Origin of the sequence: Streptomyces sp. SID11385 (assembly GCF_010548245.1) — a bacterium.
Taxonomy (GTDB): Bacteria; Actinomycetota; Actinomycetes; order Streptomycetales; family Streptomycetaceae; genus Streptomyces.
Genome location: NZ_JAAGLR010001181.1, coordinates 31,505 through 55,574 on the forward strand (window position 1 = coordinate 31,505; position 24,070 = coordinate 55,574).

A 24,070-nucleotide genomic window follows, 5' to 3' on the forward strand; every position below is an offset into this window, starting at 1 on the left:
CCACGGGCCGTTCGGCTCGGGCGGTGGGTCGCGGTGCGGTGGCCGCTGGTGGTGCTCAGCCGCCGATCACGCCGCCGAAGAGGCCGCCGTGGGCCATGCCGACGAGGAGGCCGACTCCCGCGGCGCCCATGCCGATGATCAGGCCGAAGCGTTCCCGGGTGGTGACGGAGATGTACTGCCCCCAGCCACCGACCGCGAGGCCGACGAGCCCCGCCCAGGAGCTGAGCAGGTGGAAGCTGTGGAAGAAGGACGAGATGAAGGCCAGGAACCCCAGCACGAGTGTGAGTGCGGTGAGGGTGTTCTGGAGGGGGTGTGGCCGTCCGTCTCCGGAGACGAGCGAGTTCGCAGAGGGCTGATGTGCGGACGGGGGACGTATTGCCTGTGCCATCGGGCACCTCCTGACGGGACCGGTGCCCTGTAGCGCCGGTCACATCCGTTCTGTACAGATTGCGTCCCCTCGCGGCCGGATTTCAACCGGAAGCCGGTGTGCGGGTACTGTGTACCGTCTGCGCCGGTGTCTGTCCGGTCACCCGAACGGGTCCTCCTCCTCGGCGGAGGGCGCGTTGTCAGTGGGGCCCAGTACCGTCGCTACGCATGAACAACCCTCCTGCCACGGATTGTCCGTGGCCGCTGAGTCCGAAGGAGGTGGGTTACCTATGCGTCACTACGAGGTGATGGTGATCCTCGACCCCGATCTGGAAGAGCGCTCTGTCGCTCCCCTGATCGAGAGCTTCCTCTCCGTGGTCCGTGAGGCCGACGGAAAGGTCGAGAAGGTCGACACCTGGGGCCGTCGTCGTCTGTCCTACGAGATCAACAAGAAGCCCGAGGGGATCTACTCGGTCATCGACCTCCAGGCCGAGCCCGCGGTCATCAAGGAGCTCGACCGTCAGATGAATCTGAACGAGTCGGTCCTCCGGACCAAGGTCCTCCGTCCCGAGACCCACTGAGCGCTCTGGCTCAGGGACTCGCGGACGTCGAGTAGCCACGTACCCGCCAGAGCACATTCCGCCGAGAGGTACATCCCATGGCAGGCGAGACCGTCATCACGGTCGTCGGCAATCTTGTCGACGACCCGGAGCTGCGCTTCACCCAGTCCGGTGCGGCCGTCGCGAAGTTCCGCGTCGCGTCCACCCCGCGCACCTTCGACCGGCAGACCAACGAGTGGAAGGACGGCGAAAGCCTCTTCCTCACGTGCTCGGTCTGGCGGCAGGCCGCGGAGAACGTCGCGGAGTCGCTTCAGCGCGGCACCCGCGTCATCGTTCAGGGCCGGTTGAAGCAGCGGTCCTACGAGGACCGTGAAGGCATCAAGCGCACGGTCTACGAGCTGGACGTCGACGAGGTCGGCGCCAGCCTGCGCAATGCCACCGCCAAGGTCACCAAGACCAGCGGCGGGGGCGGGCGCGGCGGCCAGGGAGGCTACGGCGGAGGCCCGCAGGACGGCGGCTGGGGATCGAACCCCGGCGGCGGTCAGCAGCAGCCCCAGCAGGGCGGCGGCGGTGCACCCGCCGGCGACCCCTGGGCCACCGGTGCTCCCTCCGGCGGAGGGCAGCAGGGCGGCGGCGGCTGGGGCGGGAACTCCGGCGGCGGCTACTCGGACGAGCCCCCCTTCTAGGGCCTTCGGGTCCTGGGGTGGGCCTTCCCACTTCTTGATCACACAGGAGAAACACCATGGCGAAGCCGCCTGTGCGCAAGCCTAAGAAGAAGGTCTGCGCATTCTGCAAGGACAAGGTCACGTACGTGGACTACAAGGACACGAACATGCTGCGGAAGTACATTTCCGACCGCGGCAAGATCCGTGCCCGCCGCGTGACCGGCAACTGCACCCAGCACCAGCGCGATGTCGCCACGGCCGTGAAGAACAGCCGTGAGATGGCGCTGCTGCCCTACACGTCCACCGCGCGCTGAGAGAGGGTGACCATCGCATGAAGATCATCCTCACGAACGAGGTCTCCGGTCTCGGTGGCCCCGGCGAGGTCGTCGACGTCAAGGACGGGTACGCCCGTAACTACCTGGTCCCGCGTGGTTTCGCGATCCGCTGGACCAAGGGTGGCGAGAAGGACGTCGCGCAGATTCGTCGCGCGCGCAAGATCCACGAGATCGCCACGATCGAGCAGGCCAACCAGATCAAGGCCGAGCTGGAGGGTGTCAAGGTCCGCCTTGCGACCCGCTCCGGCGAAGCCGGCCGTCTGTTCGGCTCCGTGACCCCCGCCGACATCGCCTCGGCGATCAAGGCCGCGGGTGGCCCGAACGTGGACAAGCGCCGCATCGAGCTGACGACGCCGATCAAGTCGCTCGGCGCCCACGAGGCGTCCGTGCGTCTGCACCCCGAGGTGGCCGCCAAGGTCAACATCGAGGTCGTCTCCGCCTGAGCGTCTCGCTGACGCTGAAGCAGCGAAGGGGCCGCACCACTTGTGGGTGCGGCCCCTTCGGCGTGTCCGCGGGGTACTCAGCGGTCGGGGTGCTTACTGGTACGGGCTGGGGGCGGGTGCTTGTCGTAGGGCTGGGGCGGCGTGGACGTGCACGGCGGATGTTTCACGTGAAACATCCGGCTCCAGCGGTTTCGCGGTGTTCCACGTGAAACATCCCCGCGGGCTCAGCGGCTCGCCCCTGTGACGACCCAGCGTCCCGAGCGGGAGCGCAGCCAGAGGGTGAGCATCCGGACCACCATCATGAGGGCCATCGCTCCCCACAGCGCCGTGAGCCCGCCGCCCCACACCGGGACGAGAAGGGCCACCGGCGTGAAGACGGCGAGGGTGAGGATCATCGCGACGGCGAGATACCGCCCGTCGCCCGCGCCCATCAGTACCCCGTCGAGTACGTAGACGATCCCGCAGACCGGCTGGACGAAGGCGACGACGAGCAGGGCCGGGAAGGCGGCGTCATGGACGACGGAGTCCCCCGAGAAGAGCGGGATGTACAGCGGGCGGCCCGCGATGACGAGCGCGCCGAGGACGACGCCGGAGGCGATGCCCCAGTGGACCATCCTGCGGCACACATTCCTGGCGCCCTCGGCGTCATCGGCGCCGAGGTAGCGCCCGATGATCGCCTGTCCCGCGATGGCGATGGCGTCGAGGGCGAAGGAGAGCAGACTCCACAGGGACAGCACGATCTGGTGCGCGGCGATGTCCGCGTCCCCGAGCCGCGCCGCGACGGCCGTGGCGATCATGAGGATCGCGCGCAGCGAGAGGGTGCGGACGAGGAGCGGCGCCCCGGCGCGGGCACTGTTGTGTATCCCCGCGAGGTCGGGGCGCAGCGAGGCGCCATGGCGGCGGGCACCCCGTACGACGACGTAGAGGTAGACGAGCGCCATGCCGCACTGGGCGATGACCGTGCCCCAGGCGGAGCCGGCGATGCCGAGGCCCGCTCCGTAGACGAGGACGGCGTTGAGCACGCCGTTCGCGAGGAAGCCGCCTACGGCGACGTAGAGCGGTGTCCGGGTGTCCTGGAGGCCGCGGAGTACGCCGGTCGCCGCGAGAACGATCAGCATGGCCGGGATGCCCAGGGCGGAGATGCGCAGGTAGGTCGTGGCATACGGGGCCGCGGTGCCGGAGGCGCCGAAGATGTCGACGAGCCAGGGGGCGGCGGGTACGGCGAAGGCGACGACGAGGAGCCCGAGGACCAGGGCCAGCCAGATACCGTCGATGCCCTGCCGCAGCGCGGCGGCGAGATGCCCCGCGCCGACGCGCCGGGAGACGGCTGCCGTCGTCGCGTAAGCGAGGAAGACGAAGACGCTGACCGCCGTGGTGAGCAGGGCGGAGGCGACACCGAGGCCGGCGAGTTGCGGGGTGCCGAGATGGCCGACGATGGCGCTGTCCACCATGACGAAGAGCGGTTCCGCGACCAGGGAGCCGAACGCCGGGAGGGCGAGAGCGATGATCTCGCGGTCGTGCCGGCGCAGGGCGGTGCGGGACTGCTCGGGAGGGCGGGTCATGGATTAAATCTAATCTTCCACAGGTAAGAGACGCAAAGCCCTGCGACCCTTACGGATCGCCGGGGCGAGCTTGCTCGGAGGTGTCCGGTTTCGTGATCTTGGGCCACACGGGAAATTTTTTCTTCCCCACAGGCGGTGGATGAGGAAACCCCAGGTCACATCAGGTGCTCGGGTGAGGGCTCGGGCTTGTGCACAGAGCTTTCCACCGGCTCATGCACAGGTTCGGGCAAGTTCTCCACAGCTCTGGGCTGGTTATCCACAGTGCCTGTGGATAACCAGATTGGCTGACGGTGCCGACGGGCCTAACGTTATGCGGCGCCCACCGTGCGGCGGCGCGTGGAACGGCACGGCAAGGTCCGTTCCACGGATGTGAGGAGGAGGCCCGGTGAGCATTTCCGAGCCCTTGGACGATCCCTGGGCCGAGAGCGGGCCCGGTGACCGACTGCCCTCATCCCGCAGGCGCCGCGAGGACGACGACCGGGGCGGCCGGGCCGACGGGCACGGCGGGCGCGGGGACCAGGCCCGCGGCGGTCAGGGACGGGGCGAGCAGGGGCGCGGCGAGCGCCACGACCGGGGTCAGGAGGGCGGCGACTGGGACGGCCCGGCCGCCTTCGAGCGCGTACCCCCGCAGGACCTCGACGCCGAGCAGTCGGTGCTCGGCGGCATGCTGCTCTCCAAGGACGCCATCGCCGACGTCGTCGAGATCCTCAAGGGCTCCGACTTCTACCGGCCCGCGCACGAGGTCGTCTACCAGGCGATTCTCGACCTGTACGCGAAGGGCGAGCCCGCCGACCCGATCACGGTGGCCGCGGAGCTGACCCGGCGCGGGGAGATCACGAAGGTCGGCGGAGCCCCGTACCTGCACACCCTCGTGCAGACGGTGCCGACGGCGGCCAACGCGGAGTACTACGCCGAGATCGTCCACGAGCGCGCCGTGCTGCGCCGTCTGGTCGAGGCGGGCACGCGCATCACGCAGATGGGATACGCGGCGGACGGCGACGTCGACGAGATCGTCAACAACGCGCAGGCTGAGGTCTTCAAGGTCACCGAGCAGCGCACGAGCGAGGACTACCTTCCGCTCGGCGACATCATGGAAGGCGCGCTCGACGAGATCGAGGCGATCGGCTCCCGCAGCGGCGAGATGACCGGCGTCCCGACGGGCTTCGCGGACTTCGACGCGCTGACCAACGGCCTGCACCCCGGACAGATGGTCGTCATCGCGGCCCGTCCCGCGATGGGCAAGTCCACGCTCGCCCTCGACTTCGCCCGCGCGGCATCGATCAAGAACAACCTCCCGAGCGTCATCTTCTCGCTCGAAATGGGCCGCAACGAGATCGCGATGCGTCTCCTGTCGGCTGAGGCGCGCGTTGCCCTGCACCACATGCGCTCCGGCACGATGACCGACGAGGACTGGACCCGTCTCGCGCGCCGGATGCCGGAGGTCTCGGCGGCGCCGCTCTACATCGACGACTCGCCGAACCTGTCGATGATGGAGATCCGCGCGAAGTGCCGACGGCTCAAGCAGCGCAACGACCTCAAGCTCGTCGTGATCGACTACCTCCAGCTCATGCAGTCGGGCGGCAAGGGCCGCGCCGAGAGCCGCCAGCAGGAGGTCTCGGACATGTCCCGAAACCTGAAGCTGCTCGCGAAGGAACTGGAGATCCCGGTGATCGCGCTCTCGCAGCTCAACCGTGGACCCGAACAACGCACCGACAAGAAGCCGATGGTCTCCGACCTGCGTGAATCGGGATCGATCGAACAGGACGCGGACATGGTCATCCTGCTGCACCGCGAGGACGCCTACGAGAAGGAGTCCCCCCGCGCCGGCGAGGCCGACCTGATCGTCGCGAAGCACCGCAACGGCCCGACCGCAACGATCACGGTCGGCTTCCAGGGCCACTACTCGCGGTTCGTGGACATGGCTCAGGTGTGACGAACGCCCCGTCGATGAGGACCGGCACGGTGGTGGTCGCGTCGAGGTCGGTGGCGAGGGTGATGTCGTAGCCGCTCGCCCGGAGTTCGCGGCCCGAGGCGCAATTCGCGACGGTGGCGGTCAGGTCCGAGGTGTGGGCGAAGGCCGTGGCGGCGAGTGCGGCCTCCGGCGACAAGCCGCCACCGCCTGCGCGGCGCAGGGCGGAGATCACGGCTCCGGCGCCGAGGAGGTCTTCGAGCGCGGGCCTGAGGCTGCCGTCCGGCCAGCGCTCGCCGGACGCCACCACCAGGACGGGTCGCTCGGGCGTACCCCAGCCGCACTCCACCAGTCGGCGGCCGACCGCGCCCGCGTTGCGCAACGAACCCGCGATGACCGGTCCGTCCCCGGCCGCCGCGGCGATGGTGGAGCCGTTGGGGGACGGGAGCACCAGACGCGGGGTGAAGGGCGCGCGACGCAGTGCGGCCGGTGACAGCGACCACGGGGACGCCTCGGTGGCCCTGCTCCGGCCCACGGCCGGCCGGGCGTCGACCTTTCCGGCGAAGGCTTCGGCCGTCTCGTCCCGCCAGCGGTACGGGAAGACACGGGTGCCCGCCTCCACCGCGACCGACACCGACGTGGTGAACGACAGGACGTCGACCACCACGAGACACGCTGCCTCCCCCGCGAGAAGCCCCGCGCCGACCGGCCCCCACTCGAACCGCACCCCATGACCTGCCTGCGTGAACCACTCGCTCATGGGCGGAGATCGTGCCAGACCGGCCCGGCCGCCCGGCTCCCGGGCGCGGTCGCTGCGCAGCGCTACGAACCGCTGCGGAGGAGCGCGGGCCGCACACGAGCGGTACGGGCCACCCGCCGTGCCGCCCCGAGGACAACGCTCCTGACGTGACATCGGGGAAACTGCCCGCATGAGCGAACTCATTCTGATGGCCGATCCACGCGTGGCCGCGATACCCCTGCGCGAGTGCGGGGAACCGCTCGTCGATGTGCGCGTGGGCGGCGAACTGCTCGTCGACACGCGGAAGGAGGGGGCATCGACGGGAGCGTTCGCGCACCTGCGCGCGGGCGTGCTGGAACGGCTGCTCGCGGCGCAGCGCCGCCTGCCCGAGGGCCTGCGGCTGCTCTACGTCGAGGGCTACCGGCCGCCCGCTCTCCAGCGGAGCTACTTCGAGGAGTACGCGGACGAACTGCGCGCCGCGCACCCCGAGTGGTCCGCCGAGCGGATCAGGGCCGCCGCGAGCCGGTACGTCTCGCCGCCGGAGATCGCCCCGCACAGCGCCGGAGCCGCCGTGGACGTCACGCTCGCGGACGCCGGGGGCCGCGAACTCGACCTCGGTACCCGCATGAACGCGAGCCCGGAGGAGAGCGACGGGGCCTGCTACACGGGCGCGGAGAACATCGGCACGGAGGCGAGAGCGCACCGGGCGCTCCTGGGCGAGGCCCTGCGCGGTGCCGGATTCGTCAACTACCCGACCGAGTGGTGGCACTGGTCCTACGGCGATCGCTACTGGGCTCTCGCGACGGGCGCGGAGGCGGGGCTGTACGCGGCGGTGGAGCGCACGGGTTCGGCCTGAGCGTCCCGTGGGAAAGCGGCGCGGGCGGACCCCTGCGCGTCCCCGGCGCGCTCCTCAGCCGAGGACGAGGGGCAGGCGTACCGGGGCGGCGGCGCGTTCGTCGGGAGTCGGGGTGCGGCGCCCCGTACCGACGAGCAGTGCCTCGCGGTCCGAGAAGGAGGGCGGGAAGGGTGCGCCGGCGATGCGGCCGAGGAGCGCGCGGGAGCGCGCGAGGCACGCGGCCGGGGGCGGGGCGGCGTGCGGGAGGTGGGCGGTGAGGTCGAGGTGGTGGAGGGTCCACTCCAGGACGTACGCCGACAGGTAGTCGGCCGCCGTGAGGACCTGTCCCTGCGTGCCGACACGGGCCTCCGGTACGGCGAGACGGGCCGCGCGACCCGCTGCCGAACCGACGTCGTCCAGGTGGAACTTGAGCAGTGCGGGGTCCTCGTAGGCCGCCGCGAGGCGGACGGTCAGCGCGTCGAGCGGGTCCGTGCCGTCCGGCGGCGTCTCGCCCACCTGCCAGTACGTCACGGCGTCGCGTGTCGGAGCGCCCCGCTCGGGCGTGGCCAGGGTGATGAGGACGTCCTGGGCGTCGATGACGAGGTGACAGACGAGGTCTCGTACGCGCCAGCCCGTGCAGCCGCTGGGCCGGGCGAAGTCCTCGTCGCGGAGCCCGGCGACCGTGTCGAGAAGGGACGTGAGGGCCTGGGAGAAGAGATCCACCCCGGCAGGCTACGCGGCGCGCGAGGCTCCCTCAGGAAGCGAGATCGCGGATGTGCGGGACGGTGCGGGTGAGCGCGAGGACGCCCGCGGCGATCAGCGCGACGCCGAGCAGTTCGGGCAGGACGAGCCAGCCCAGGTGAAGGCGCTCCTGGAAGACGAGGACGCCGAGCAGAAGGCTGACCGTGGCGTCGCCGATCGTGAGGGCGGGCTGCGAGGCGGCGAGTGTGCCCGCTTGCAGGGCGTTCTCCAGCAGGAGGAGGGCCGCCATGCCGGTGAGCGCGAAGCCGTAGGTCTGCCAGGAGGTGAAGAAGGCGCCTGGGCCGTCGTCGGCGAAGGTGCGGGTCGCCGACTTGAGGAGCGCGGCGGTCAGCGCGTTGCCCACGGCCGCCGCGAAGCCGAGCACGGTGGCGCGCAGCAGCGAGGAACGGGCGCGGCGTGCGATGAGGACCATGAACCCCATCGCCGCGAGACACAGGGCCACGGCCGGAATCCAGCGCGCGGCGGAGGCCTGGCTGGTACCGCCGTGCGGAGCCGCGCAGCCGAGCAGCAGCACGAGGCCCGCGACGACGCTCGCGATCGCGTACCAGCCGGTCACCGGCATCTTGCGGTGCAGCAACGGCAGCCCGATGAGCAGCGCGAACGGCAGTTCCAGGATGAAGACGGGCTGGACGAGCGCGAGCGGTCCGTTCGTGAGCGCGAGCGCCTGGAAGAACGCGGCGCCGATGACACCACCGATGCCGAGGAGCCAGGCCGGCCGGTGGGCGAGGGCGAGGACGAGGCGCAAGCCGCCGCCCTGCGGCTGGTTGGCGGCGGCCTTGCGCTGGAAGGCGGTTCCCATCGCATTGCTCGCGGCGCCGAGGACGGCGAAGACGACAGCCAGGATGATCACAGTGGGTGCCTCCCCTCCCCTGCCGTGCGTCTCCCGGACGCTTCGGGTACGTCCGCCCTACGAAGGACGGGCGCATGGGGGAGCGGCCCTGGGCCGAAACGGGCTGGTGACGCGTATCGGCCGCCGATTAGCGTGCGAGGCATGACTTCCATCGACGAGGCCGGCAGGGCCGGCGGAGTATCCGGCGAAGAGCCCGGCGCGGCGTCCAGCGCGCTCCTGGACGGGACGCGGCGGGCACTGCTGCGCAAGATCGCGGTGGCGCAGGCCGAGCAGCGGGTGCCGTCCGTCGTGGCCGCGGTGACGCGAGGCGGACGGCAGGTATGGAGCGGGGCGCGCAGTTGTGTCGACGGCCATGCCCCCGACGACCAGGTGCAGTACCGCATCGGCTCGATCACCAAGACCTTCACCGCGGTGCTCGTGCTGCGCCTGCGTGAGGAGGGTCTGCTCGAACTGGGCCACCCGGTGGAGCGGTACGTGCCGGAGGCCGGCCTCGGCCCGGAGGTCACGATCCGCCAACTCCTCGCCCACACCGGCGGGCTGGCCGCCGAAACCCCGCCGCCCTGGTGGGAGCGGACGCCGGGGAGTCTGCGTCCGCGGCTCACCGACGTGCTGGGCGCGGAGCCCTTCCGCCACGAACCCGGGGTGCTGTACCACTACTCCAACCCGGGATTCACCGTCCTCGGCGCGCTCGTCGCCGCTGTGCGGGGGACGACGTGGGAGGAGGCGCTGCGTACGGAGATCCTGGAGCCGCTCGGCCTGCGGCGGACCGGTGTACGCCCTGAGGCGCCGAGCGCCGGCGGCTGGGCCGTGCATCCGTGGGCCGATCTGCTCCAGGAGGAGAAGGTGGAGGACCTGGGGCTCATGGCTCCGGCGGGTCAGCTCTGGTCCACGGCCGCCGATCTCGCCCGCTTCGCCGACTTCCTGCTGCGCGGGGACGACGAGGTGCTGAGTATCGACGCGGTACGTGAGCTGCGCGTTCCCACGGCCCCCGGCGACGGGGACAGCGGATACGGACTCGGCACCCAGCTTCTGCACCGCGGGGGCCGGGAGCTGGCCGGGCACACGGGCTCCGTGCCGGGATTCACGGCCGGGCTGTGGATCTGCGAGGAGGAGGATCTCGGCGCCGTGGTCCTGGGCAACGCCACCTCGCAGCTCAGCTCGGGGACGCTCGCCGCCGAACTGCTCGAACTCGTGGCGGAGGCCGAGCCGCGCATCCCCGAGCCGTGGAAGCCGCTGCCACGCGTGGACGGAGAGCTGCTGGCGCTGACGGGCCTGTGGTACTGGGGGAGTGACCCGGTCGCGGTACGTCTCCGGGCGGGTAGCGGACTGGAACTCGGGCCGGTCAAGGGCGGGCGGCAGTCGCGTTTCGTGCCTGCGGACGACGGGAGCTGGGTGGGGCTCGACGGCTACTACGCGGGCGAGGTGCTGAGCGTCGTACGGGGACCGGAGGGCGAGGTGAGCCACCTCGACCTGGGTTCCTTCGTCTTCACGCGGGAGCCGTACGCCGAGGGCGGCCCCACGCCGGGCGGAGTGGTGGCGGAGGGCTGGCGGGGGCTGCCGGGCTGAGAGCGAGGGATGTTTCACGTGAAACATGGGCTGACCGCCCCCTTCAGGGGCGATGTTTCACGTGAAACATTGCCTCGCGCATCTCGCTCGTCCTGTCCGGCGGGACCGCGGTGTTTCACGTGAAACATCCTGTGTGCCTGGCCCGCGATGTTTCACGTGAAACATGTGGGTCGGTGCAGGCTCAGAGCGTGAGCTTGAAGCCCACGTGGGAGTCGACGAAGCCGAGCCGCTTGTAGAAGCGGTGGGCGTCGGTGCGGGTGGCGTCCGAGGTGAGCTGGACCAGGTTCGCGCCCTGGCGGCGGGACTCCTCGATGGCCCAGGTGATGAGCTCGGTGCCGAGTCCTCCTCCGCGGGCGTCGGCGGACACGCGTACCGCCTCGATGATCGTGCGGGTGGTGCCCTGGCGGGACAGGCCGTGCAGCACGCTGAGCTGGAGCGTGCCCACGATCTCCCCGTCGCTCTCGGCCACGACGAGGTGCTGGTTCTTGTCCTCGTGGATACGGGCGAACGCCTCGTGGTACGGGGTGAGGTCGTCCGGGGACTCGCGCTGTGCGCCGAGGGGGTCGTCCGCGAGCATCGCGACGATCGCGCTGATGTCGTCGCGTGTGGCACGGCGTATGTGAAGGGTGCTCATGGCCGTGATCCTAGGCTCGACCTCCCTGGGACCTCCCGTTCCTGGCCTTGACCGGAGGGACGGCTCAGACCGATCGGCCGAGAAGGCGGGGCGAGGCGTCCAGCTGTTCCATGGCGGTGACGAGCGGGGCGAGTTGCGGGTCGAGGGCGGCCTCGTCGAGTGCGGCGCGCAAGGCGGCGTCATTGGTCGGACGGGCCTCCTCCAGGAGCACCCGGCCCGATTCGCTCACATCGGTGTAGATGCCGCGCCGGTCGGTGGGGCAGAGGTAGCGGGCCAGCAGGCCCCGGTCCTCCAGGCGCGTCACGAGGCGGGTCGTCGCGGACTGGCTCAGCACGACGGCCTCTGCGACCTGCCGCATCTGGAGGTGTCCGCCATCGCCGTCGTGCTGCCGGCTGAGGACGTCGAGGAGGGAGTACTCCCGCACGCTGAGGTGGTGTGCCGCCTGGAGCGCGCGTTCGATGCGCGACTCGATCCGGCTGTGCAGCAGCGAGAGGGCGGACCAGCTGTGTGCGAGCGCTGTGAGAGCGGGGTCGGTCGCCGTCATCGTTCTCTCCTCCGTCCGTCTCGGGTGTCCCAGCGTAGGGCAGAACTGAAATAGCCACTGGTTGCGACTATACGGCGCCTGCAAATATTCCAGCCGAGCCGAGCCGAGCCGAGCCGAGCCGAGCCGAGCCGAGCCGAGCCGAGCCGAGACCCGAGCCGAGACCCGAGCCCAAGCCTGCTCAGGGCCCGCCTGAACCTGGGCCCTCCAGCCAGGGCCCCTCCCGGACCGCCGCCCGCCCCCGCTCAGCCCGTCGCCGTGCTCAGCGGTGCGTACCGCTGGAGCCGGTTCCCGGGCAGCGCGGGTGTGCCGCGCAGCATCACACGGCTGTGGAGTACGGGGCGCAGCCCGTGATCGATGAGCCAGCCGCGCAGTTCCTCCTGATGGCTCTCCAGCACGAGGCGTACCGGCGTAAGCACCTCGTGGACGAGGTCGGCCACCAGGGCTTGGGCGAGGAGCGGCTCGCGGGCGACGAGAGGGCCGAGGAGAGCGGCGTGGGGCTCAGTGCGGAGGGCGGCGAAGCCCAGGATCTGGCCCTCGGCGTCCTCGGCGAGACTCATCCGGTCCGCGAAGGCGGGGAGCCGGGCGAGCAGCGGCGTACGGTCCAGACCGAAGATCTCCCGGTCCACGTCGAGCAGGGCACGTAGATCCCCGGCGGTCGCCCGCCTGACCCGTACCCCCGGGACCGCGTCGGCACCGGCGAAGCGGCCTTCCAGTGTCTCCGCGTGCGCCGCCGCGCGGAAGCCGAGGTCCTCGTAGAGCGGGATGCGCTCCTCGCTCGCGTAGAGAGCGAGGGCTTCGACAGGCTCCTGGGCGATCACTTCGCTGAGCAGGCGACGGCCGAGCCCCTGGCCCGCGTGGTCGCGGCTCACGAGCAGCATGCTGAGCACGGTGAGGCCGGGGCGCTCCGCAGGCCCGTAACGGTGGCTGACGCAGACGGCGCGGAGCCCGCTGCGGGTGTCGTCGATGCCGTAACCGGTGCCCGCGGTCAGGAGCAAGGTCCACAGCCGTCGGTCGGGATACCAGCCTCTGTTCTCTGCCAGCTCCAGGCAGTGCGGGAGATCGTGCAGGGTCAGCCTGCGGAGAGCCAGAGCGGCGGACGGCGGAGGAGTGGGCAGCACGCGCTCAGGCTTACCGACGTCAGGGGCGTGCGTCCACCCTCTTTTCGGACTACGGGCCTGTTCCACGATGAGGGATGTTTCACGTGGAACATCGTGTGACGTGGGAACGACGTGCGGATGCTCGTCGGATGACTCACGAGGGGCGGTGCTCTGCGAGGCCGGCCCCGAGTCGGCCCAGAGCCGCGCCGAGTCAGCCGAGAACCGCTTTGAGTCAGCCGAGATCCGCGTCGAGGAGGGCGAGGACCCCCTCGATATTGCCGTCGAGGTAGTGCCGCAGGGAGAGCGGGACGAGGTGGACGGAGGCGATGCCGACGCGGGTGAAGGGGATACGGACGATCTCGTAGGTTCCACAGGGCTGTTCCATCTCGGGTCCGTGCCGCTGCTCCAGATCCATGGAGACGAGGCGGCAGACGAAGAAGTACTGGACCTTGACCCCGGTGGCGCCGCCGTCCGCGCCGATGTGTTCCACCGTGTCCACGAAACACGGCACGACATCGGTGATCTTCGCGCCCAGCTCCTCGTGGACCTCCCGGTGCAGGGCTTCGATGACGGTGGCGTCCTCCGGCTCCACGCCGCCGCCCGGGGTGACCCAGTAGGGGTCGACACCGGGTTTGACGCGCTTGATGAGGACAAGATCCTCGCCGTCGAGCAGGACGGCACGAGCGGTGCGCTTGACCACGGGGCGAACGGTCATGGAGGGAATGTGGCCCGAGTTGTTTCACGTGAAACATGCGCGCCCCGAGCGCTTGGGAGGCCGTCGTGCGGAGCGGAGCGCGCTCCGGGGTGTGTTCAGCCCCAGTCCGCCGCCGCGCGGAGCAGGCGGTCGTGGGCGCGGGAGAGGTGGGGCAGCGCGAGGGTGCCGGTACGGGCGACGAGGAAGTACGTACGGAGCGGAGCCACCGCCGGATCGAGCAGGAGCCGGAGCCGTCCCTCGGCGAGGGCGGGCGCGCAGAGGTAGCGCGGCAGGACCGCGAGGCCCGCACCGGCGAGGACACAGCCGAGTACCGCCCGCAGGTCGGGAACGATCACCGCGCCGGGCCCCGGGGGCAGCGCGTCGAAGGCGGCGGTCCAGTAGCGCGCGACGAGCGGCAGCGATTCGTGGCAGTCGACGAAGGGGAGCGGCTGAGCACGGGCTGAAGCAGGCTTGTGGGCCTCGCCGTTGAGCCGCTCGACGGGAAGCCGGTCCGCCCAGGCCGGTGCGGCGACGAGGACGAGTTCCTCGTCGCAGAGCGCGGTGGCGGTGAGCAGGCCACCCCGTGGCCGGACGGTGCTGATCGCGAGGTCGTGATGCCCGGCGGCGAGCCCTTCGAGGCTCTCCTGCGCGGTGCCGAACGCGGCCCGGATACCGAAGTCGGGGTTCTCGCCCTTGTCGAGACCGCTCAGCGCGGGCAGGGCGCGTTCGGCGAGGAATTCCGGAGGCCCCGCGAGGTGGAGGGTACGGGCGTGCCCGTCGCTCGTGGCGACGCCGCCCTCCGCGATCTCGACGAGGGCGTCGAGGTACGGGGCGGCCTTGTGCGCCAGTTCCTCACCGAGGGACGTGGGCGTCACCCCGCGCGCCTGACGCAGGAAGAGCGGGCGCCCCACCTGGCGCTCCAGGGCCCTTATCTGTGAGGTCACCGCGGGCTGCGAGAGGCCGAGCAGCGAGGCGGCACGAGTGAAGGAGCCGGCACGGTGCACGGCGACGAAGGTGCGCAACAGGCCGAGATCCATCGCGACTGCCCCCTCCGGTGGTCGCGGGCCCGGCGTACCCGGGCGGTCAACGATAAATCTGGCGATACCCCGCCGCCTCTACAGTGATTGGACATGTACAGGCAGTCAACTAGCCTTGGCCGAGCGGTCCTTCGCGGAATCCGTGAGTGGTCCGAGCCACGAGGGGGGAGGCTCGGACCACCCGCGCGCCTTTCCGCCCGCTCAGCCCTCGCTCGCGTCGAGCGCCCGCAGTACGTCGGCCACGAGGTCCTCGGTGTCCTCGGCGCCCGCCGAGAAGCGGATGAAGCCCTCGGCGACCGCGTCCCCGCCCCAGCGCCGGCGCCGCTCGGCGGTGGACCGCACGCTTCCGAAGCTCGTGGCGTCCTCGACGAGCCGGGCGGCGGCCAGGAAGCGCTCGGCGTGCTCGCGCGAGGGCAGCGTGAAGCCCAGGACGGTCCCGTACCGCAGCATCTGCGCCGTGGCGAGCTTGTGCGCGGGGTCCTCGGGGAACCCGGGATAGCGCAGGCCGCTCACCTCCGGGCGGGCGCGCAGCGCCTCCGCGACGGCGAGCGCGTTGGCGTTCTGCCGGTCGAGCCGCAGGTGGAGCGTCGCGAGCGAGCGGTGGGCGAGCCAGGTCTCCATGGGCCCGGGGATGGCGCCGATGATCTTGCGCCAGCGCCGTACGTCCTCCAGGAGAGCCGGGTCGCGCGTCGTGACGTGGCCGAGGAGTACATCGCCGTGGCCGGTGAGGGCCTTGGTGTCGGAGGCGACCGAGAAGTCGGCGCCGAGGTCCAGCGGGCGCTGGCCGAGCGGCGTCGAGAGGGTGTTGTCGACTCCGACGAGCGCGCCCCTGTCGTGCGCGGCGGCCACGAGACGCCGGATGTCGCAGACGTCGAGGCCGGGGTTCGAGGGCGACTCGATCCACAGCAGTCGCGCGCCGTCGAGCGCGTCGAGCTGGGCGTCGTCGCCGGTGGGGGCGGTGCGCACGGTCACGCCGTACGCGGTGAGCTGTTCGCGGACCAGGGGCAGGACCTGGTACCCGTCGGAGGGGAGGACCACGGTGTCGCCGGCCCGTAGCTGGGAGAAGAGCACCGCGGAGATCGCGGCCATCCCCGAGGGGAAGAGCAGCGTCCCCGCCTCCGCCTCGGGCGCCTCCAGCGCGCTGATGGCGCTTTCGAGGTGGGTCCAGGTCGGGTTGCCGTCGCGCCCGTACGTATAGGGTCCGGCCACCTCGCCCGGCAGGTGGAAGTGGGCGGCGAAGACCGGGCCCGGCATGGTCGGTTCGTTCGGTGCCGCTTCCGGCAGCCCCGCGCGCACTGCCCTCGTTCCGTCGCCAGTCATGCTGCGCCTCTTCTCGTCCGCTGCCGCTCGCGGCCGTTCGTGGGGCCGTGACCGGGGTGGTTGTCACCTCTCCCGCACCGCGCTGTGCCGGGCCCCCAGGATGGGGTACGCGGCCGCCCGTCCGTAAGGCGGCCCTGGTGAAGGCGGCGCGCGGCGGCGGGGTCCCCTGCCACCGGCTCTCAGGCGCGCTCGGCGGGGCGGCCGTCGGGCAGGGCGAGCGAGACGGCCCAGGAGACGACGGCGACGACGAGCCCGCCGAGGACGGCCGTCCAGAAGCCGCTGACGTGGAAGGGCACATCGATGAGATCGCAGATCCATGACGTGAGCAGCAGCATGAGGGCGTTCACGACGAGGGTGAGGAGCCCGAGCGTCAGGATCAGCAGCGGGAGGGTCACCAACTGCACGAGGGGTTTCACCAGCACGTTCACGACGCCGAAGACCAGTGCGACGATAATCAGCGTGAGCGCCCTGTGGCCGGTGTTGTGGCCGGTGAGGGTGATGCCGTCGAGCAGCCATACGGCCACCGCGAGGGCCGCCGCGTTGGCGAGAGTCCTGAACACGAAGGTCTTCATGGGCCGATCGTGACAGACGGGGCCGGGACCGGCGGTACGGGAGCGGCGAAGGGGTGGAGGAAGTCGATGAAGGCATTCCGGCTGGACGAGCTGGACCTCGAACGGTCCGTGAACGACGGCGCGTACTTGCAGTTCCTGCGCGAGCGGAACATGTCCGTCGGGCTGTACGCGCTCGACGCGGGGGCCGCCGACACCCAGCAGCCGCACCGGCAGGACGAGGTCTACCTCGTGGTGAGCGGACGGGCCGCGCTCACCGTCGGGCAGGAGACCACGGAGGTCGCGCGCGGGAGCGTCGTCTACGTACCCGCCGGGACCCCGCACCGCTTCCACCACATCAGCGAGGACTTGCGGGTCCTCGTCGTCTTCTCACCGCCGGAGGGCTGAGGAGGCGCAGGGGGCGGGCACCTGGGAGGCCGCGCGCCCCCGAGGGTGACCCTGAGAGGGAAAGCCCTGTTCAGAGGGGTTTTTCTCAGGGTTTCCGGGGATATTGGGCTCTCTTCCTCAGGGGTACGAATCAGGGATAAGCCAGGGTTGCCGCGGGCCCCTCCGCCGGGTTTTCCGGCCTAGCATCGAAGCAGGCCGGGCGGGACCCGGAACCGGTTGAAGCGAGGGAGCAGGGATGGGTATGCGGGAGATAGTCACGGACTTGCCGTGGTGGGTGAAGTGGGTGGCCGTCCCGCTCATCGCGCTGGCGATCTTCGGTGGGGTGATCGTCTCGATTCTGAGCGTGGTGGTCGGCCTGCTCTTCAAGGCGCTCGTCTTTGTCGTCGTGGTCGCGGCGCTCGTCTTCGTCGTGCGCAAGTTCAAGGAGTCGGCGGGGCCAGGAAGCCAGCGCTGACCGAGGGTGCCTCTGCCGGTCGGCGCCGCGCCCGTCGCGTGGCCACCGGCGGGGGAAGTCCGCGTCCCGGAGTTGACGGGGAGCCCCCCGAATGGGCGCTATCGGCCACCAACTCCGTTCGGGAGGAACGTCGTTGCCCTCTGTTGATACGTAGCTCAGCGTGACGCTTGGGCCGTTGCTGTCGCCGCCCGGGGCCGGTGTGTTCGTATGGTCCGTGCGGGCCGAAAGGGTGAACGTGGGGGAATCCCCGCGTGCCTTGCATGTGCGGACCGCCTGGGGGCAGCCGGAATACGGGTGATCGGTGGCGGGGATTCCACGAACCGCCCGACCGAAAACGGCTCGGACGGATTTTCCCGCACGTTTCTTCCCGCAATCAGCAACGGCGGGATCACGCGCTGTGATGTGATGTGTTCACTGAGCTAGGTGTCAGGAGTGTCAGGGGATTTGCCCCTGGCAAGGTGACGGCAATCGACGGGGTTGGCGATGCGCGAGTCCGTACAGGCAGAGGTCATGATGAGCTTCCTCGTTTCCGAGGAGCTCTCGTTCCGTATCCCCGTCGAGCTTCGCTACGAGGCCGCCGATCCCTACGCGGTACGGCTTACCTTCCACCTGCCCGGTGATGCCCCGGTCTCGTGGACGTTCGGGCGCGAGCTGCTCGCGGACGGGATCGACGAGGCGTGCGGCGACGGCGATGTGCGGGTCTCGCCCGTCGAGCCGGAGCCCCTGCTCGACGGGGAGGGACCCGGGGAGCTGCACATCAGGCTCCAGGTCGGTACCGACCAGGCGCTCTTCCGGGTGGGCATGGCGCCGATCGTCGCCTTCCTCGACCGGACCGACCGCCTCGTCCCGCTGGGCGAGGAGCGTGCCTGCGCCGACTTCGAGAGCCACCTCGACGACGCCCTGCACCGCATCCTCGCGGAGGAGCCGAGCGCGGGCTGAGGCAGCCTGCCTCCGGGCGCCCGCGGCGGGTGTCCGCCTCCCGTGCTCGCCGCAGTCCGGCCGACCGCCTGTCGTGCTCGCGGCGCCCGTCGGCTGCCCCGTGCTCCGCGTGCCTCTCGCGGCCCGCCCCTCAGCGTTTCCTGCGGCGTCCGCCGCCTTTGAGCAGCCGCCCCATGGGCGCGGGGCCGGGCATCTCAGGGCGGGACGGCACGCCCTGAGTGCCGGGCGACGGCGGGTGCGGCACACGGTCCGCCGAGACCACGAGGGTCGCGAGCGCCGTCGTGACCGGCACCGAGGCGACCAGGCCGATCGAGCCGACGAGCGTCCGCACGATCTCCTCGCTGACGAGTTCGCTCGTCGCGACCGACCCCACGTCGCTGCGCGCGAGCGAGAAGAGCAGCAGGAGCGGCAGCGCGGCCCCCGCGTAGGCGAGGACCAGGGTGTTGACCACCGAGGCGATGTGGTCGCGGCCGATCCTGAGCCCGGCGCGGTACAGCGCGCGCCGCGTCATGCCCGGGTCGGCCTGGTGCAGCTCCCAGACGGCCGAGGTCTGCGTGACCGTCACGTCGTCGAGCACGCCGAGCGAGCCGATGAGCACTCCCGCGAGGAGCAGCCCGCTCATGTCGATGTGTGGGTAGAGGCCGTGGATGAGGCCCGTGTTGTCGTCGGTGTTGCCGGTGAGCGCCGCCCAGCCGATGAAGAGCGAACCCAGTACCCCGATGAGCAGAAGCGAGGTGAGGGTGCCGAGCACCGCGACGGAGGTGCGCGCGCTGAGGCCGTGGCACAGGTAGAGGGCGATCAGCATGATCGCACTGGCGCCGACCACCGCTACGACGAGCGGGTTCGACCCCTCCAGGATCGCGGGCAGGATGAAGAAGGTCAGCACCAGGAAGCTCACCGCGAGCGCCACGAGTGCCATGAGACCCCGCAGCCTCCCCACCGCCACGACGACGAGCGCGAAGACCGCGGCGAGCAGGACCATCGGCGGGGTGCGGCCCACATCCGTGACGGAGTACTGGAGTTGACGCGGTGCGTCGGGCGCGTAGGCGAGAACGACCTTCTCGCCGGCGTGGAGCCGGCGCGAGGCGTCGGGACGGATCAGCTCGGGGTAGCGGTGCCCCTTGTCCTTCCCCTCGGTGACCTCGACCGTCGCCTGCTCGCAGACGCCCGCCGCGTGCTCCCCCAAAGCCCCGCCGGCTCCCGCGCCGGTCCCCGCGTCGGCTCCCCCGCCGGTCCCCCCGTCGGCTCCCGCGCCGGTCCCCGCATCGGCTGCCCCGCCCGATGACGTCGACGCGCCCGCGCCGCCGGGTGCCGTCGTCCCCGTACCGCCGGAGGACGGGTCGTCAGGGTCGCTGCCGCCGCTCCCCTGACCCGAACCCCCGCCCCCGGCAGCGTCGTTGCAGCCGACGTGCTCGATCCCGGTGACCTTGCCGCTGACGGTCTGCCGGTCGAAGCCGACACCCGTCCGCTCGTGCGTCCCCGGAGCCCCGGGCCACAGGAGCACCAGTCCGGCGACGACGGCGGCGGCGAAGGGGACCAAAACGGCCGCGATGACCGTCCGCAGCCGCCGCGAGCCGGGGGTCGCCGGACCGTGGTGGTGGCTGTGCTCGTGGCCCGGCGAAAGGTGGCCCTCCGAGGACGGGGGAGACGGGGGAGACGGTGGGGGTGCCTGAGGCGTGGGAGGTGGCGTCGTCACCGGCCGATCATCGCAAGAACCGCGGAGGCCCTCTGGCCAGCACGCCAGGACGGGCGCTAGCGTGGGACGCGATTTGTCCCCGCGGGAGCTCGGAGCACCGGGCTGAGAGGGCGCTGATCTCCTCGTACGACCGCACGCGCGGCCGGAGGACGAAACGCTGCGCCGACCGCTGAACCTGTTACCGGGTAATGCCGGCGTAGGGAGTAGGTCTCATGACCACATCGGACGCGCACACCCCTGCCTCCGCACAGCAGCACGACACCACCGGACCCGCTCGCGCCCTCGGCGCGCACAAGGCGTACATCGAGGGCGAACGGGCGGGGCTGCGGGTGCCCGTGCGGAGGGTGCACCTGAGCGACGGCCGCGCGCTGACGCTGTACGACACCTCGGGCCCGTACACCGATCCGTCTGTCACCACGGACGTACGGCGCGGGCTCGGCACACCGCGCGCACCGTGGATCGCGGCGCGCGGCGACACCGAGACGTATCCGGGCCGCGCGGTGCGGCCCGAGGACGACGGCCCGCAGCACACCGTCCCGCGGGGTGGCGCGGGCCGGCTCGACGCGGTCTTCCCCGGGCGCCCGCGCCGTCCGCGTCGCGCCCGCTCGGCGGCGCCGGTGACGCAACTCGCGTACGCCCGGCGGGGCGAGATTACGCCGGAGATGGAGTACGCCGCGCTGCGCGAGGGCGTCGCCCCCGAGGTCGTACGTGAGGAACTGGCCGCCGGACGGGCCGTACTGCCCGCGAACATCAACCACCCCGAGAGCGAGCCGATGGTCATCGGCAAGCGGTTCCTCGTGAAGATCAACGCGAACATCGGCAACTCGGCGGTCACCTCCTCGATCGAGGAGGAGGTCGAGAAGATGACGTGGGCGACGCGCTGGGGCGCCGACACCGTCATGGACCTCTCGACAGGCCGCGACATCCACACCACCCGGGAGTGGATTCTGCGCAACTCCCCCGTCCCCATCGGCACCGTGCCGCTCTACCAGGCGCTGGAGAAGACCGGCGGGAAGGCGGAGGAGCTGAGCTGGGAGCTGTACCGCGACACGATCGTGGAGCAGGCCGAACAGGGGGTCGACTACATGACCGTGCACGCGGGGGTGCGGCTGGCGTACGTCCCGCTCACCGCGCGCCGGACCACCGGCATCGTCTCGCGCGGCGGCTCCATCATGGCGGCGTGGTGCCTCGCACACCACCAGGAGTCGTTCCTGTACGAGCACTTCGAGGAGCTGTGCGAGATCCTCGCGGCGTACGACGTGACGTTCTCGCTCGGGGACGGGCTGCGGCCCGGCTCCGTCGCGGACGCCAACGACGAGGCGCAGTTCGCCGAGCTGCGCACGCTCGGCGAACTCACCGCCGTGGCGCGAGAGTACGGCGTGCAGACGATGGTCGAAGGGCCTGGGCACGTCCCGATGCACAAGATCAAGGAGAACGTGGAGCTTCAGCAGGAGCTGTGCGACGGAGCGCCGTTCTACACGCTCGGGCCGCTCACCACGGACGTCGCGCCGGGCTACGACCACATCACCTCCGGCATCGGCGCCGCGATGATCGCGTGGTGGGGCACCGCGATGCTCTGCTACGTGACGCCTAAGGAACACCTCGGGCTCCCTGACAGGGACGACGTGAAGACGGGGGTCATCACGTACAAGATCGCCGCCCACGCCGCCGATCTCGCCAAGGGCCACCCGGGGGCGCAGGAGTGGGACGACGCGCTCTCGCAGGCGCGCTTCGACTTCCGGTGGGAGGACCAGTTCAACCTGTCGCTCGATCCGGAGACGGCGCGGTCCTTCCACGACGAGACGTTGCCCGCCGAACCGGCGAAGACCGCGCACTTCTGCTCCATGTGCGGGCCCAAGTTCTGCTCGATGCGGATCAGCCGGGACATCAGCGAGCGCTTCGGCGCGGAGGACGGTACGGAGCTGAGCCAGGAGGCGATCGCGGCCGGGATGATGGAGAAGTCACGGGAGTTCGCGGCTTCGGGGAACCGGGTGTATCTGCCGCTGGCGGAGTGAGGTTGGCGCCGGCCGGGGGAGTTCGTTGCAGGCTGGGGCCTTCGCAGTCTGGAGACCGTCGCGGCTGGGTGAGTGGCGGGCTCCGGCCGGGCGGTGACCGGCGCGCGGTGCCTGGCGGGTGGTGACGGGCGGGTGGTGACGGGTCATTCCGGAGCGTTCGGAGCGGTTCCGGACCCACTTCGCTGTCCGGTCGCGGGTTTTCTCCGGTGGGGAGCGGCAACCCGCAGGCCATGACTGGAGAGAACCCGCAGACCAAGCACTCCCGCGACGCCGTGGCCGCTTCGGCCTCCGCGCCCGGGACCGAGGATGCCCCGGTGGCGGCGACGGCGTCGGAGAAGGCCGATGCGGCGCTCTCCGCGGCCGGGGCGAAGACGGAACAGGCCGCCGAGGCGGCGCGAGAACGTGCGCGCGCCGCCGGAGTGGCGGGCAAGCGTGTGGAAGCGAAGGCGAGGACGGGCGTGGACGCCGGGCGGCGCAAGGTCTCCGAAGTCTCGGAGAAGGCCGTCGCGTCGGCGGGTACGGCGTGGGGCACGGTCCGCGAGCACAAGGTGGCCGTGACCAGCGCGGGCGCGGGGCTCCTGACCGTGGCCACGGCCTCGTTCCTCGCGGGACGGAAGTCCGGGGTACGGGCGGTGGGGCCGCTCACGCGGCTGACCGGCGGGAAGCTGTAGCGCGGGGGACTCCCCTCTGGGCCCGATGTTTCACGTGAAACACCGCAATGGATGTTTCACGTGAAACATCGGGCTTCTCTGCGTGCGGGGGCGGGGCGGGTGCGTGGGCAGGCTGGCGCCGGGTGCGTAGGGGTACGCGGGTGGTGCCGGGCCGGCGCCGGGGGCGGAGGGAGCCGAGACGCCTGTGCGCTGGTGGCGGCTTGCGGCGGGTTGCGACGGCTTGCGATGTTTCACGTGAAACATCGCTCACTCCGGGCGGTGCTCCGGGCCGCCGAAGTCGGGGCTGCTGAAATCGGGGCTGGAGTAGCGGGGGCGGGAGGCCGCCTCGCCGTCCGCCTCGGGGCCGCTGAAGCCGGGGCGGTGGTAGCCGAGGCGCGGCATACGGGACGGGCCGCTTCGGCTGTGCACGGGGTCGTCCTGCTCAGGAGCCTCCTCGCCCGGTGGGCTTTGCCCGTCGCGTTCCAGGAGATCCGCGTGCTCCTGGAGAAAAGGCAGGAAGCCCTTCTCCAGGAGGGCGTGCTGCCAGTCGGCGAGGGCCCGGTGTATTTCCGCGGTTTCCGGATCGGGTTCGGCGGTGCGCGGGCGGCGCGGGTCGGCGGGGAGCGCGGTGGCACCGTTGCGCAGGGCGGCGAGGAGCAGGGCGACCCCGGCGATGAGGATGGCGGCGGCCGCGAGGACGGCGAAGATCCAGCCCGCGGTGAGCAGGGCGTCGCCGATGACGTGCTCGCTGTCCACGAGCCGCAGCAAGTAGCCGATGAGCAGCAGGACGACGGCGGCGACCCCGGCGAGCACCGGGGTGAGCGCGGCGACCACGGCGACGGCCCCGGCGCCCGAAGCCTCGGTCACCTCGCCGAGCGCCGCGGCGAGTCCTCCGCCCTCCTGCGCCCGCACCGGCACCTCGGCTTGGCCGGTATCCCCGGCCGTGCGTATCCGCAGGTCCTCGCGCACTCTGACGTAGTGCCGGTACTCGGGTGCGGCGGTGGCCGCGATGAGACCTGCCGAGCCGAGCGCCAGGGCCTTCAGCCGTGTGGCGGGGAGCTGCCCGTCGGGGTCCGGTGCGGCGGGCCGCGGTACGGCCTGGCGCAGGGCCTCGTCGAGGACCCGCTCGAACTCCGGGTGGTCTTCGGGCAGCAAGTGCGGAGCGCTGTTCATGTGCATCCCCCGATGCTCCGTAGGGCCAAGGCGCCCGCTGGGTGCGGGCAGAGGGCGGAAGCGGAGGAGAGCCTGCTACGGATAAGGCGATGGTAGGCCGGGGACGGCGCAGGGTAACAGGGTGTTTCCGGAAATTGACCGGTCGTACGGGGGGACGCGGCGGCACGTGCGCCCCCCGCACGCCGGGTGGCGCGCCCGTCCGGGCAGGCGGGGAGGGGCGTACGGGCGGCGGGCGTGCTCGTGCGCGGTGCGGGGCGGGATCGCCCGCG

Annotated in this window: 26 protein-coding genes and 1 riboswitch; of the genes, 12 read left to right on the top strand and 14 right to left on the bottom strand. The window is 71.2% G+C overall.

The features are described 5' to 3' along the window. Nucleotides 1-55: 55 nt before the first annotated feature. Nucleotides 56-388, bottom strand: a complete 333-nt coding sequence (locus G3I42_RS36200) for a hypothetical protein (RefSeq protein ID WP_164291884.1) — start codon at nt 386-388, stop codon at nt 56-58. 268 nt (nt 389-656) lie between these two features. Between G3I42_RS36200 and rpsF the strand changes: the two genes are divergently transcribed. The 4 genes from rpsF (at nt 657) to rplI (ending at nt 2,369) form a co-directional block, all read left to right on the top strand. Continuing rightward, nucleotides 657-947: a 30S ribosomal protein S6 gene (rpsF, locus tag G3I42_RS36205; protein WP_007824576.1), complete on the top strand. Its 291-nt coding sequence runs from the start codon at nt 657-659 to the stop codon at nt 945-947. Between the two features lie 77 nt (nt 948-1,024). Continuing rightward, a complete protein-coding gene (locus G3I42_RS36210) occupies nt 1,025-1,612 on the top strand; it encodes a single-stranded DNA-binding protein (protein ID WP_164291885.1) in 588 nt (195 codons plus the stop codon). A 56-nt stretch (nt 1,613-1,668) separates the two neighbouring features. Then, nucleotides 1,669-1,905: a 30S ribosomal protein S18 gene (gene rpsR, locus G3I42_RS36215; RefSeq protein ID WP_008746874.1), complete on the top strand. Its 237-nt coding sequence runs from the start codon at nt 1,669-1,671 to the stop codon at nt 1,903-1,905. Between the two features lie 17 nt (nt 1,906-1,922). Then, the gene (rplI, locus tag G3I42_RS36220) at nt 1,923-2,369 is read left to right on the top strand and encodes a 50S ribosomal protein L9 (protein ID WP_030996087.1); all 447 of its coding nucleotides are present in this window, start codon (nt 1,923-1,925) and stop codon (nt 2,367-2,369) included. A 224-nt stretch (nt 2,370-2,593) separates the two neighbouring features. On the opposite strand, the gene G3I42_RS36225 is transcribed toward rplI, so the two are convergent. Continuing rightward, nucleotides 2,594-3,931 (bottom strand): MATE family efflux transporter, encoded by a 1,338-nt coding sequence (locus tag G3I42_RS36225; protein WP_164291886.1) that lies wholly within the window; start codon nt 3,929-3,931, stop codon nt 2,594-2,596. A gap of 385 nt (nt 3,932-4,316) precedes the next feature. Here G3I42_RS36225 and dnaB point away from each other — a divergent pair, with 385 nt between their 5' ends. Next, nucleotides 4,317-5,864: a replicative DNA helicase gene (gene dnaB / locus G3I42_RS36230; protein ID WP_343244756.1), complete on the top strand. Its 1,548-nt coding sequence runs from the start codon at nt 4,317-4,319 to the stop codon at nt 5,862-5,864. On the opposite strand, the gene G3I42_RS36235 is transcribed toward dnaB, so the two are convergent. Next, complete coding sequence (locus G3I42_RS36235; RefSeq protein ID WP_164291887.1) at nt 5,809-6,600, bottom strand: 2-phosphosulfolactate phosphatase; 792 nt, start codon at nt 6,598-6,600, stop codon at nt 5,809-5,811. The two genes, dnaB and G3I42_RS36235, sit on opposite strands and share 56 nt — an antisense overlap. 169 nt (nt 6,601-6,769) lie before the next feature. Between G3I42_RS36235 and G3I42_RS36240 the strand changes: the two genes are divergently transcribed. Next, nucleotides 6,770-7,435 carry a M15 family metallopeptidase gene (locus tag G3I42_RS36240; RefSeq protein ID WP_164291888.1) on the top strand — a complete coding sequence of 222 codons (666 nt, stop codon included), beginning with the start codon at nt 6,770-6,772 and terminating at the stop codon, nt 7,433-7,435. 54 nt (nt 7,436-7,489) lie between these two features. Here G3I42_RS36240 and G3I42_RS36245 read toward each other — a convergent pair whose 3' ends face one another. Together G3I42_RS36245 and G3I42_RS36250 are read right to left on the bottom strand one after the other, a co-directional pair. Then, the gene (locus G3I42_RS36245; RefSeq protein ID WP_164291889.1) at nt 7,490-8,137 is read right to left on the bottom strand and encodes a maleylpyruvate isomerase N-terminal domain-containing protein; all 648 of its coding nucleotides are present in this window, start codon (nt 8,135-8,137) and stop codon (nt 7,490-7,492) included. A gap of 31 nt (nt 8,138-8,168) precedes the next feature. Continuing rightward, entirely contained in the window at nt 8,169-9,026 is an 858-nt protein-coding gene (locus tag G3I42_RS36250; protein WP_164291890.1) for a DMT family transporter, read from the bottom strand. Between the two features lie 141 nt (nt 9,027-9,167). Here G3I42_RS36250 and G3I42_RS36255 point away from each other — a divergent pair, with 141 nt between their 5' ends. Continuing rightward, nucleotides 9,168-10,592, top strand: coding sequence for a serine hydrolase domain-containing protein (locus tag G3I42_RS36255; RefSeq protein ID WP_239096904.1), 1,425 nt, complete (start codon nt 9,168-9,170; stop codon nt 10,590-10,592). 181 nt (nt 10,593-10,773) lie between these two features. Here G3I42_RS36255 and G3I42_RS36260 read toward each other — a convergent pair whose 3' ends face one another. The 7 genes from G3I42_RS36260 to G3I42_RS36290 all read right to left on the bottom strand — a co-directional run bounded on the left by G3I42_RS36260 (nt 10,774) and on the right by G3I42_RS36290 (nt 16,490). After that, complete coding sequence (locus tag G3I42_RS36260) at nt 10,774-11,226, bottom strand: GNAT family N-acetyltransferase (protein ID WP_164291891.1); 453 nt, start codon at nt 11,224-11,226, stop codon at nt 10,774-10,776. Nucleotides 11,227-11,290: 64 nt separating this feature from the next. Next, nucleotides 11,291-11,770 (bottom strand): MarR family transcriptional regulator, encoded by a 480-nt coding sequence (locus G3I42_RS36265; RefSeq protein ID WP_164291892.1) that lies wholly within the window; start codon nt 11,768-11,770, stop codon nt 11,291-11,293. A gap of 242 nt (nt 11,771-12,012) precedes the next feature. After that, entirely contained in the window at nt 12,013-12,888 is an 876-nt protein-coding gene (locus tag G3I42_RS36270) for a GNAT family N-acetyltransferase (protein ID WP_164291893.1), read from the bottom strand. 211 nt (nt 12,889-13,099) lie between these two features. Further along, complete coding sequence (locus G3I42_RS36275; protein ID WP_164291894.1) at nt 13,100-13,582, bottom strand: NUDIX hydrolase; 483 nt, start codon at nt 13,580-13,582, stop codon at nt 13,100-13,102. Nucleotides 13,583-13,677: 95 nt separating this feature from the next. Continuing rightward, nucleotides 13,678-14,598: a LysR family transcriptional regulator gene (locus tag G3I42_RS36280; protein ID WP_164291895.1), complete on the bottom strand. Its 921-nt coding sequence runs from the start codon at nt 14,596-14,598 to the stop codon at nt 13,678-13,680. A 201-nt stretch (nt 14,599-14,799) separates the two neighbouring features. Continuing rightward, a complete protein-coding gene (locus tag G3I42_RS36285; protein WP_164291896.1) occupies nt 14,800-15,918 on the bottom strand; it encodes a cystathionine gamma-lyase in 1,119 nt (372 codons plus the stop codon). Nucleotides 15,919-16,097: 179 nt separating this feature from the next. Continuing rightward, on the bottom strand, nt 16,098-16,490 hold the full coding sequence (locus tag G3I42_RS36290; RefSeq protein WP_164291897.1) for a phage holin family protein: 393 nt from the start codon (nt 16,488-16,490) through the stop codon (nt 16,098-16,100). 66 nt (nt 16,491-16,556) lie between these two features. Between G3I42_RS36290 and G3I42_RS36295 the strand changes: the two genes are divergently transcribed. The 3 genes from G3I42_RS36295 (at nt 16,557) to G3I42_RS36305 (ending at nt 18,267) form a co-directional block, all read left to right on the top strand. Next, nucleotides 16,557-16,874, top strand: coding sequence for a cupin domain-containing protein (locus G3I42_RS36295; RefSeq protein WP_164291898.1), 318 nt, complete (start codon nt 16,557-16,559; stop codon nt 16,872-16,874). A 235-nt stretch (nt 16,875-17,109) separates the two neighbouring features. Beyond that, entirely contained in the window at nt 17,110-17,328 is a 219-nt protein-coding gene (locus G3I42_RS36300; RefSeq protein ID WP_164291899.1) for a DUF5326 family protein, read from the top strand. A 483-nt stretch (nt 17,329-17,811) separates the two neighbouring features. Further along, nucleotides 17,812-18,267, top strand: coding sequence for an SsgA family sporulation/cell division regulator (locus G3I42_RS36305; RefSeq protein WP_007824617.1), 456 nt, complete (start codon nt 17,812-17,814; stop codon nt 18,265-18,267). Nucleotides 18,268-18,397: 130 nt separating this feature from the next. Here G3I42_RS36305 and G3I42_RS36310 read toward each other — a convergent pair whose 3' ends face one another. After that, nucleotides 18,398-19,963: a YibE/F family protein gene (locus G3I42_RS36310; RefSeq protein ID WP_164291900.1), complete on the bottom strand. Its 1,566-nt coding sequence runs from the start codon at nt 19,961-19,963 to the stop codon at nt 18,398-18,400. A 71-nt stretch (nt 19,964-20,034) separates the two neighbouring features. Continuing rightward, a riboswitch (TPP riboswitch) is annotated at nt 20,035-20,183 on the top strand. On the opposite strand from G3I42_RS36310, the gene thiC reads away from it, so the two are divergent. Beyond that, nucleotides 20,176-21,978 (top strand): phosphomethylpyrimidine synthase ThiC, encoded by a 1,803-nt coding sequence (gene thiC / locus G3I42_RS36315; RefSeq protein WP_164291901.1) that lies wholly within the window; start codon nt 20,176-20,178, stop codon nt 21,976-21,978. It overlaps the preceding riboswitch by 8 nt. A 230-nt stretch (nt 21,979-22,208) precedes the next feature. Further along, nucleotides 22,209-22,649 carry a hypothetical protein gene (locus G3I42_RS36320; protein WP_164291902.1) on the top strand — a complete coding sequence of 147 codons (441 nt, stop codon included), beginning with the start codon at nt 22,209-22,211 and terminating at the stop codon, nt 22,647-22,649. A gap of 246 nt (nt 22,650-22,895) precedes the next feature. Here G3I42_RS36320 and G3I42_RS36325 read toward each other — a convergent pair whose 3' ends face one another. After that, nucleotides 22,896-23,807, bottom strand: a complete 912-nt coding sequence (locus G3I42_RS36325; protein ID WP_164291903.1) for a hypothetical protein — start codon at nt 23,805-23,807, stop codon at nt 22,896-22,898. Nucleotides 23,808-24,070: the final 263 nt, after the last annotated feature.